General features: G+C 65.8%; 6 protein-coding genes. 5 read left to right on the top strand and 1 reads right to left on the bottom strand.

Going from position 1 to position 8714, the window contains the following annotated elements; translation table 11 throughout:
- The 4 genes from GGQ64_RS03415 to GGQ64_RS03400 all read left to right on the top strand — a co-directional run.
- Window positions 1-527 (top strand): M10 family metallopeptidase C-terminal domain-containing protein (locus GGQ64_RS03415; protein ID WP_183799046.1); only part of this gene is annotated, 527 nt, incomplete at its 5' end.
- Window positions 528-547: 20 nt separating this feature from the next.
- Window positions 548-2692 (top strand): TonB-dependent hemoglobin/transferrin/lactoferrin family receptor, encoded by a 2145-nt coding sequence (locus GGQ64_RS03410; RefSeq protein ID WP_246422310.1) that lies wholly within the window; start codon window positions 548-550, stop codon window positions 2690-2692.
- A 120-nt stretch (window positions 2693-2812) separates the two neighbouring features.
- Window positions 2813-4648 carry a calcium-binding protein gene (locus GGQ64_RS03405; protein ID WP_183799041.1) on the top strand — a complete coding sequence of 612 codons (1836 nt, stop codon included), beginning with the start codon at window positions 2813-2815 and terminating at the stop codon, window positions 4646-4648.
- A gap of 555 nt (window positions 4649-5203) precedes the next feature.
- Window positions 5204-7093: a bifunctional sugar phosphate isomerase/epimerase/4-hydroxyphenylpyruvate dioxygenase family protein gene (locus tag GGQ64_RS03400; protein ID WP_183799038.1), complete on the top strand. Its 1890-nt coding sequence runs from the start codon at window positions 5204-5206 to the stop codon at window positions 7091-7093.
- Here GGQ64_RS03400 and GGQ64_RS03395 read toward each other — a convergent pair.
- Window positions 7053-7631, bottom strand: coding sequence for a DUF1643 domain-containing protein (locus GGQ64_RS03395; protein WP_183799035.1), 579 nt, complete (start codon window positions 7629-7631; stop codon window positions 7053-7055). The genes GGQ64_RS03400 and GGQ64_RS03395 overlap by 41 nt on opposite strands.
- 465 nt (window positions 7632-8096) lie before the next feature.
- Between GGQ64_RS03395 and GGQ64_RS03390 the strand changes: the two genes are divergently transcribed.
- Entirely contained in the window at window positions 8097-8690 is a 594-nt protein-coding gene (locus tag GGQ64_RS03390) for an acyltransferase (protein ID WP_246422251.1), read from the top strand.
- Window positions 8691-8714: the final 24 nt, after the last annotated feature.

Below are 8714 nucleotides of genomic sequence, written 5' to 3'. Positions count from 1 at the left end.
CCAGCCTGGCCAAGGCCTCGATCAACACCAGTGACGCCAAGGGCGACACCTACGTGTCGATCGAGAACCTGACGGGCACGAGCCACGCCGACAAGTTGACCGGCAACGGCAGCGCCAACGTGCTGACCGGCGGCTCGGGTAACGACGTGCTGAAGGGCGAGGGCGGCAACGACACGCTCTACGGCGGCAAGGGCGCCGACGACCTCTATGGCGGCAGCGGCAAGGACGTGTTCGTGTTCAAGGCGGTCTCGGACTCCACCCCGTCCGCCCGCGACACGATCTTCGACTTCGCCAACGGCGACATCATCGACCTGAAGGCGATCGACGCCAACACGACGAAGTCGGGCAACCAGTCCTTCAGCTTCATCGGCACCGACGCCTTCTCCGACAAGGCCGGCGAACTGCGCTATTCCAAGAGCGGCAAGGACACCTACGTCACCGCCGACACCAACGGCGACGGCAAGACCGACTTCGCCCTCCACATCGACAAGCTCGTCACCTTCGAGAAGGGAGACTTCCTGCTGTGAGGCGGAATGCAGGCTTGAAAATGACGGAAGGGGGCGGCTGGAAAGGCCGCCCCCCGAAGCACGTCAGCACCACGGGGCACAGGTTCGCGTCGGCCATCTGTAAGTCCGGCCGGCCGACGGATCGCTTTCGCCTCGGCGTATCGGCATTGGCACTGCTGATGGCGACCGCCGTGCCGATGTGGCCGGCGCTTGCCCAGGACGCGCAGGCTCAGGACGCGCAGGCACAGGCGGAAGACCAGGCCGCGGCGGAAGGGCAGCCGGCGAACCCCAACGAGCCGACCGTGCTCGAGGCGATCGTGGTGACGGCCACGCGGCTCGGGGAGCGCGTGTTCGAGACGCTTTCCGGATCGAGCGCGCTGTCGCGCGACCAACTCAGTGTCGAAATGCCGGGCGCGCCGGTGTCGGAGATCGTGACGCTGATTCCGAGCGTGTCGACGCAGACCTCGGCGGACGATCCCGGAACGGCGATCAACATGCGCGGCCTGCAGGACTTCGGGCGCGTCAACGTGCTCGTTGACGGTGCCCGCCAGAACTTCCAGAAGAACGGTCACGAGGCCAACGGCACCTTCTATCTCGACACGAACATGCTCAAGAGCGTCGAGGTGACGCGCGGGCCGGCGGCCACCGTCTACGGCAGCGGCGCCATCGGCGGCGTGATCAGCTTCACCACCATCGACGCCGACGACGTGCTGCAGGAGGGGGCCACCAAGGGCGGCCGGGTCAAGCTCGGCTTCGATACGAACGGCCCGGGGCCGACCGTGCACGGCGAGGCCGCCGCGCGGATCGGGGACGGCGCCGATTTTGTGATCGCCGGTACATGGTTCAAGCCCGGCGACTACACGTCCGGCGACGGGACCGAGGTGGATTCGGCGCAGAACCTGCGGTCCGGGCTCGCCAAGGCCCGCTTCCGCCCGACCGACGACCAGGAGATCACGCTCTCCGCATCGCGCTACTTCAACACCTTCGAGAACGGTTCCACCAGCGTTCGCAACATCGACGTGACGGTCGACACGCTGACGGCCGGCTACCGCTACACGCCAGATTCCGATTTCTGGAACCTGAGCGCCAAGATCTATTACAGCGGCACGCTGTCGGACCAGGAGGGCACCGGCGTGATCGCCGGCGACAACCAGTCCTTCAAGGTGGGCACCACCGGGCTCGACCTCTTCAACACCTCGACCTTCGACACCGGCGCCGTCACCCACGAGGTCACCTATGGCGGCGACGTGTTCCGCGACAAGGTCAGCACCGAGGACGAGTTCGGCAGCAGCGACGACCTGACGCCGCCGGGCACGCGCGTCGCCTATGGCGCCTTCGTGCAGGACAAGCTGACCTGGGAATGGCTCGAGGTGATCGGGGCGCTGCGCTATGACGGCTACAGCCTGGAGAACGACGAGACCCATAACGACGGAAGCCGGCTCTCGCCCAAGCTCACCGTGGGCGTGACGCCCTGGGATCCGGTGACGTTCTACGGAGGGTATTCCGAGGGCTACCGCGCCCCGGCACTGACGGAGACGCTGATCGAGGGCTTCCACCCGCCGCCGGTGATGGGGCAGTTCTTCCCCAACCCGGATCTCAAGCCGGAAGTGGCCCACACCATCGAGGCCGGCGTCAACCTGCGCTTCCAGGACCTCTTCACCGGCTCCGACCAGCTCGGCGTGAAGCTGGGTGTCTTCCGCAACGATGTCGACAACTACATCGACCAGGTCTTCATCATGTTCCCGATCCCGGGCGGGTACCAGTACCAGAACATCGCCAAGGCCCGCATCAAGGGGTTCGAGTTCGAGGCGAGCTATGACGCGGGCTTCTTGTTCGCGGGCCTGGCGGGCCAGATCCTGGACGGGGAGAACCTGACGACCGGCGGGACGCTGCAGAAGGTGCCGCCGTTCCGCGCGGTCACCACGCTGGGCTTCCGCGCCCTCGACGATCGCCTGACGGCAGGTACGCGGCTGACGGTGGTGGGGAAGAAGGACGAGGATCTTTCGACCGGGTTCATCGGCGAGGCCTACCAGCTCGTCGATCTCTTCGCGCAGTTCGCGATCAACGAGACGACGACGGCGAATATCGCCCTGAACAACATCTTCGACCGCGAATACACCCAGTACCTGAACGCCGACCCGAGCCCCGGCTTCAACGCCAAGGCTTCGCTGACGATGAAATTCTAGCCCGGATGGCGCCTGCGCCCACGGGCGCCGTCCACCTTGCCTTACAGGGCCTTACTGGGGCTGCCGCCCATCCGCGAGGTTTCGACGGATCGGCTGGCTGCCCGAAACGGGAGTGACGAGATGACGATCACCATCAAGCTTACCGCCGAACTCGGTTCATCGACCGGGGTCAACTTCAACACGGCGTTCACGAAGTACTTTTCAACGCTGGTGCCGACAGGCTGGCCCTATATCCTCGGCGGCTCCGGCCAGTTCGAGGGCGACCAGATCGTGCTTCTCGACAAGGTGGTGAAGGGCAAGGAGGGCGATACCAAGGCCATCATCCTCGATGGCAAGAACTTCAACTACTACTTCAACGACCACACCCTGAGCGGCACGCTGACCACCGTGCGCCTGTCGACGCTCGGCGACAGCTACAACAGCGCCGACGGCTCGTTCGACGTCGAGGGTGGCCACATCGCCAATGTCGAGACGCCGATCGAGATCAGCGGGCTGAAGATCTACAATGCCTACGGCGAGCGCGGGGACGTGCATGATGTGATCTACGGGCTGATGGGGGGTGCGCATGACGGCGGCGGCGTCTCCAAGCCCGCAGCGCTCGAAAGCTTTCTCTGGGCCGAGGCGCATAACGTGGTCGGATCGGCCGGCGCGGACACCTATCGCGGCACGAAATACAACGACACCGTCCGCGGCAACGGTGGCAACGACACGTTCGACGGCGCGGCGGGCAAGGACACGGCCGTCTTCAGCGGGACGAAGGCGAACTACACGCTGACGAAGAACAGCAACGGCAGCGTCACCGTGACCGACAAGCGCTCCGGCGCCAATGACGGCCGCGACACGCTGAAGAACTTCGAGATCGCGAAATTCTCGGACGGCAGCGTCGACCTGACCAAGCTGGCGTCGTCGACGAACAAGGCGCCGACGTCGATCGCGCTGTCGAAGGCGACGATCGCGGAAAACAGCAAGATCGGCACGACCATCGGCACGTTCTCGGCGAAGGACCCGGAGGGCAAGGCGCTGACCTACAAGCTGACGGATACGGCTGGCGGGCTGTTCAAGCTGTCGGGCAACAAGCTGCTGGTGGCCAAGGCGATCGACTACGAGAAGGTGCAGTCCGACACGGTGACGCTGAAGGTGACCGATGCGGGCGGCGCGACTGCTTCGAAGACGTTCACGATCAAGATCGGCGACGTCGTCGAGACGATCTCCGGCACCGCGAAGGGCGAGACGCTGAAGGGCGGCGCCGGCGCCGACCTGATCAAGGCCGGCTCGGGCAGCGACAAGCTCTACGGCTACGGCGGCGCCGACCAGCTGAAGGGCGATGGCGGCAACGACACGCTCACTGGCGGGGCGGGTGCGGACCGGCTCGACGGCGGCGCGGGCAAGGACACGGCCTCCTATGCCGGTGCGTCGAAGGGCGTCACCGCCAGCCTGACCAAGGCCTCGATCAACACCAACGACGCCAAGGGCGACACCTACGTGTCGATCGAGAACCTGATCGGCACGAGCCACGCCGACAAGCTGACCGGCAACGGCAGCGCCAACGTGCTGACCGGCGGCTCGGGCAACGACGTGCTGAAGGGCGAGGGCGGGGCGGACACGCTCTACGGCGGCAAGGGCGCCGACGACCTCTATGGCGGCAGCGGCAAGGACGTGTTCGTGTTCAAGGCGGTGTCGGACTCCACCCCGTCCGCCCGCGACACGATCTTCGACTTCGCCAACGGCGACATCATCGACCTGAAGGCGATCGACGCCAACACGACGAAGTCGGGCAACCAGTCCTTCAGCTTCATCGGCACCGACGCCTTCTCCGACAAGGCCGGCGAACTGCGCTATTCCAAGAGCGGCAAGGACACCTACGTCACCGCCGATACCAACGGCGACGGCAAGACCGACTTCGCCCTCCACATCGACAAGCTCGTCACCTTCGAGAAGGGAGACTTCTTGCTGTGATGCGTCGGGGGGGATGAGCCGACCCCGCCGGATTGCCGCGAACACGGACCGCAGCCTTGCGCGGCTGCGGTTTGATAACGCGCCGTAACGCGTGAACCATTCTCGCCTTCCCGAGCCGGCGGGCCTCGCCGGCCGACCCGTGATGGCCGAGCTTGCGCGCTGCGCGCCCTTGCTCGGTCCGGCACGGTCCGGCGTGCGCCATGAGACGCATCACCCCCTCTCGCCGTCGTTGTCGCGCGCGCGTCCCTCTTTCCTGATCTCGTATGTTCCGTTCGCGTCCGCAGGGCTCACGCCGCTGTGCGCCGCCATTGCCGATGGCGGCGAATGACGGTTTTCTCTCTCTCTCTCTCTCTCTCTCTCTCTCTCTGCCGGCCGGCCGGCGATCCGTCGGTCTGTTCCGGTTATGGTTCGCATCCAAAATCCCAATTGCTGTTACGTACTGGTTAGTACATTATTGGCTAGGCCGGTCGGGAGTGCCAGCGGGGGCGGAGGCAGGGTCGGCATTGCGGGATCGATGCCGCAACGTGCTTTTCAGGGATGAGGAGGAGAAAGCGGATGAAGACTTCGATCGCAACCGTTTCGATCAGCGGCGAACTGCCCGACAAGCTTGCGGCGATCGCGGCTGCGGGCTTCGACGGCGTCGAGATCTTCGAGAACGATTTCCTCGCCTTCGACGGCAGCCCCGCCGACGTCGGTCGGATGGTGCGCGACCACGGGCTGGAGATCACGCTGTTCCAGCCGTTCCGCGACTTCGAGGGCATGCCGGAACCACACCGCGGCCGCACCTTCGACCGGGCGGAGCGCAAGTTCGACGTCATGCAGCAGCTCGGGACCGACCTCGTGCTCGTCTGTTCCAACGTCTCGCCGATCTCGCTCGGCGGCATCGACCGCGCAGCCGCGGATTTTTACGAACTCGGCGAGCGGGCGGCGAAACGTGGTTTGCGTGTCGGCTACGAGGCGCTCGCCTGGGGGCGGCACATCTGGGATCACCGCGATGCGTGGGAGATCGTGCGCCGCGCCGGCCACGACAATATCGGCCTGATCCTCGACAGCTTCCACACGCTTTCGCGCAAAATCGACATCAATTCGATCCGCTCGATCCCCAAGGAGAAGATCTTCATTGTCCAGCTCGCCGATGCGCCGCTGATCGACATGGACCTGCTCTACTGGAGCCGCCACTTCCGCAACATGCCGGGCGAAGGCGACCTGCCGGTCACCGAGTTCACCCGCGCGATCGCGGAGACCGGCTATGACGGATATTTCTCGCTGGAGATCTTCAACGACCAGTTCCGCGGCGGGGCCGCCAAGCCGATCGCCGCCGACGGCCATCGCTCGCTGATCTATCTCGGCGACCAGGTGCGCCGCCATCCAGACGCCAGATCGCTGACCGTGACGCCGATGCCGGAGCGCGCCGTTGTCAAGGGGATCAGCTTCGTCGAATTCACGGTTGCCGAGGACGAGGCCGCGGAACTGGTGACGATCCTGAGGACGCTGGGTTTTCGCAAGACCGACACCCACCGGTCGAAGAAGGTCGACGTCTACCGGCAGGGCGACATCCGCATCCTAGTCAACATGGAAGAGGGCGGGTTTGCCGGCGCGTCCTACGCTGTGCACGGCAGCTCCGCCTATGCGATCGGGCTCGTCGTCGACGACGCAACGCGGGCGGTGGAGCGCGCGCTCGCTCTCAATGCCGAGCCGTTCAGCCAGCCTGTGGCGGCCGGCGAGGTCGAGGTGCCGGCCATCCGCGGCGTCGGCGGCGGGCTCGTCTACCTGCTCGACGAGGAGAGCGATCTCGGCCGGATCTGGGACATCGATTTCGAGCCCTGCGGCGAGGAGGGCGAGACGGCGCCGGCGGGACTTCGCTTCGTCGACCACATCGCACAGACGGTCGGCTATGAAGAGATGCTGACCTGGGTACTTTTCTACACCTCGATCTTCGAGGCGGCGAAGACGCCGGTGGTCGACATCATCGACCCGGCCGGCGTGGTGCGCAGCCAGGTGGTGCAGAACGCGTCCGGCTCGCTGCGCATCACCCTGAACGGCGCGGAAAACCGTCGCACGCTGGCGGGCCATTTCATCGCCGAGACATTCGGCTCGGGCGTGCAGCATCTCGCCTTCCACACCGACGACATCTTTGCGACCGCCACAGCCTTGCGCAAGAACGGCTTTCGCCCGCTTTCGATCTCGCCGAACTACTATGACGACGTCGAGGCCCGCTTCGGCCTGGAGCCGGAGCTGACCGAGAAACTGAGGGCCGAGAACATTCTCTACGACCGCGATGAGCGCGGGGAATATTTCCAGCTCTACAGCCCGACCTACGGCGAGGGCTTCTTCTTCGAGATCGTGGAACGCCGCGACTATGCCGGTTACGGGGCTGTGAACGCGATCTTCCGCATCGCCGCGCTCAAGAGGCAGCTGCGGCCGGAAGGGCTGCCGAAGCTCTAGGGACCGGGCGAACTCCGATGCCTGCGGGAACAAGGTCCAGGCGCGACTGGCCGGCCGCGACATAGAGCGGGTGGCGGGGGTGGCCGGATCGGGTGGTACCGAGGCAGCGGACGCTGTCGCCGGCCATTGCCAGGACGAGAGCGGCGCGCCCGGACGCGGTCGGATGTGCGCCCCAGGCCGCGACGATATCGGGCCCGGAGGATGCCGAGCCGTCTGCGCCGCGAAAGGCGGCAGCGATGTGGGCATCGTTCTCCGGGCCGACGGGATCGGGCACCCCATGGAGCGCGGCCGGATGGGTGGCGCAGAGGGCGAAGAGATTGACGACCACCATGCCGCCATAGCCCCAGTGGCGCGAGAATGCGATGCAGCGGCGGATGGTCGGATCGTCTGTGCCCGCATCCGCGCGGGACGGGTTCAGCATGATCCAGACCACGTCGCCGCCCTCGGCGGACCAGCGGCGGCCCAACCGGTAGCGGTATCGGCCGCAGGCGGAGAAGACGGCCTCGCCGGCGCGGGTGCTGCGTATCGGCTCCCTCATGGCCCGGCGTCCCTTGGAGCGGCGTCTCTTGGGTCAGCACCGCTAGGGCCGGCGTATCTCGGGCCGCCGTCGATGCAGTCCGGGCAGTGCTGCCTTAGCCATTCGACGGACCTCGGCTTGGGTTTCTCCGACATCGTCGCTTCGTCTCGCACGGCATCGCCCGTGGTACACGAGACGAGGGTTGCCAGCAGCATCCCGAGCAGCACGTCCTTCACGCCCACCGCGCTCGCCTCCATCCGTCCTCCCTGCTGTCCCGCATCCTGCGCGCCAATGACGGAATTATGAAGGGACGGGCAAAATATCGCCGTGGTTGACAGTTCTACGTTGTCACTGAGGCCTTGCGCCGGCGGCGATGGTTCTTATCTGGAGGCCATTGCCTGCGTCGGCTTCGGTCGCAGTGACGATACGATTGCAGGGCGGCGGTACGGCGTCTTTGCATCCGCTGCAGAATCAAGGACGACTTCGATGTGGAACTTCGGCCCCCTGGTGAAACTCAGGGCTTTCTTCTCCGGCGGATCCCTGAAGATCGGCAAGCGGCCCAAGATGCCCTACCTGCCGCGGTTTCGCTGGCGGCAGGGGACAATCACGATCGGCGACCGGGTTTCGCTGCGCAGCGGCGTCGTCATCGATGCGCAGAGCGGCACAATCGAGATCGGCCGCAACGTCTCCCTCAACGACTACACGGTGCTTCTCGGCCATGGCGGCATCCGCATCGGCGACGACGTCCGCGTGGCCGCCCATGTCGTGATGGCCTCCTTCGATCATGGCTACGACGATGTCGACGTGCCGATCCGCATGCAGGCGAACGTCAAGAAGCCGATCGTCGTCGAGGACGACGTCTGGATCGGCGCGGGCGTGAAGATCCTCGGCGGTACGCATATCGCCCGGGGATGCGTCATCGGCGCAAACAGCGTGGTGAAGGGTCGGACCGTTCCCTACGGCGTCTATGCCGGCGCGCCGGCGCGGCTCGTCAAGATGCGGGGCGGAGCGGCGCAGGCGCCGACGGTTGCGCTGGCCGAAGTCCGGGCCAGGCGCGGCCAGGGCGGTGCCGTGGATTGACAGTTGCCGGGTCCGCGGATTTTA

Source organism: Mycoplana azooxidifex (assembly GCF_014196765.1).
Taxonomy (GTDB): Bacteria; Pseudomonadota; Alphaproteobacteria; order Rhizobiales; family Rhizobiaceae; genus Mycoplana; species Mycoplana azooxidifex.
This window is presented reverse-complemented; position numbering and strand designations above follow the sequence as displayed.